The 1,311-nt window shown below is 37.8% G+C and carries 2 protein-coding genes; both read left to right on the top strand.

The genetic code is table 11. The features are described from left to right. The first annotated feature begins 175 nt into the window (after positions 1–175). Positions 176–457, top strand: a complete 282-nt coding sequence (locus O3629_RS10110) for an autorepressor SdpR family transcription factor (RefSeq protein WP_371609146.1) — start codon at positions 176–178, stop codon at positions 455–457. Beyond that, complete coding sequence (locus O3629_RS10105) at positions 444–1,079, top strand: SdpI family protein (protein WP_371609145.1); 636 nt, start codon at positions 444–446, stop codon at positions 1,077–1,079. Before O3629_RS10110 ends, O3629_RS10105 begins: the two co-directional genes overlap by 14 nt. Positions 1,080–1,311: the final 232 nt, after the last annotated feature.

Here is a 1,311-nt window from a genome sequence, read left to right as displayed (position 1 = left end):
TGATTTCTTAAAGAAAACTTAAGAAAAGACGCTGTTTATAAGAATCGGTCTTAGGTCTGATATTTTTTTACAACAGAAACTATTTAGATTTTTTTCTAAATAGAGTTGACAAACCCATCCGAAAGTACTAGAATCTATTTAGAAAGATTTCTAAATAGATTAGAGGAGATAGAGAATGAATTTTGCGCAAACATTTAAAGCTTTATCGAATCCGATAAGAAGAAGTATCTTAGAACTGCTAAAGGCGGGAAAATTATCTGCTGGAGATATCGCTAGCCACTTTGATGTGGCAGGGACGACCATTTCCCATCATTTAAGCCTCCTCAAGCAGGCAGATTTAATTCGAGAGGAAAAAGAAAAGAATTTTATCTACTATGAACTCAATACTTCTGTCTTGGAGGATTTAATGGTCTGGCTCGTTGATTTGAAAGGAGACTCTACTGATGAAAACGAATAAAAAACTATTGCTATTAACTTCTATGGTGATCCTTTTCCCCATGCTTTGGGGGCTGATGATTTGGTCGCAATTACCTAACCAAATCCCGATTCACTTCAATTTTGCTGGCCAGCCCAATAACTTCCAATCGAAACCCCTGGTTGTGTTTGGTCTTCCTATTTTCGATCTCATGGTGCATCTGTTTATGATCTTTATGATCGGTCGCGATTCTAAGAATAGCGCTATGAATGAAAAAATGATCAGAGCGATTTACTGGTTGACCCCAATCGTTTCCTTAAGTATTTCCTATCTCATCTATAGCAAGGCGCTAGGCTCTACGACCAATCCCTCTATTGTTGTTTCGGTTTTGCTAGGCCTCATCTTTGTAATCATGGGCAATTACATGCCTAAGTTGAAAGTGAATCACACGGTTGGGATCCGTCTGCCTTGGACCTTACAGAGTGAAGATAACTGGCACAAAACCCATCGCTTGGCAGGGAAGTTGTGGGTCCTCGGAGGGTTGATCCTTCTACTTGAAGCAGGCCTTCAATTCGCGTTTTCTTATGTACTGGTGCTGGTCATCCTCACCATTGTTCTCATTCCGATCCTATATTCTTATCAATTAAGTCGGAAAGATTGTTAGTTTAAAAAGCAACCAGAGAAGAAGCAGTCGTGAACTGTTTCTTTTCCGGTTGTTTTTGCTTGTTTTCATAAGAATAGATTAGATTACATCTAAACATACGCTCTTGATAAATCTGAAGCAGTTGACATTTACCTTAATAAGATTAATCAAATTCGAGAAGAAAAAAGTAGTGATTCGATTGATTTATATTGCAATGTACACAAATGAACAAAAAGAAAAAAGCCTTTGAAAT

The organism is Streptococcus sp. 27098_8_12 (assembly GCF_041432115.1).
In the GTDB taxonomy this organism is placed as follows: domain Bacteria; phylum Bacillota; class Bacilli; order Lactobacillales; family Streptococcaceae; genus Streptococcus; species Streptococcus parasanguinis_V.
Note: the sequence above shows the minus strand (reverse complement) of the source record. Positions and strands in the feature narration are given on the sequence as shown.

Excerpts from the sequence above, each read along its gene's own strand:
- O3629_RS10110 (WP_371609146.1), top strand. The coding sequence starts at position 176 with ATGAATTTTGCGCAAACATTTAAAGCTTTATCGAATCCGATAAGAAGA.
- O3629_RS10105 (WP_371609145.1), top strand. The coding sequence starts at position 444 with ATGAAAACGAATAAAAAACTATTGCTATTAACTTCTATGGTGATCCTT.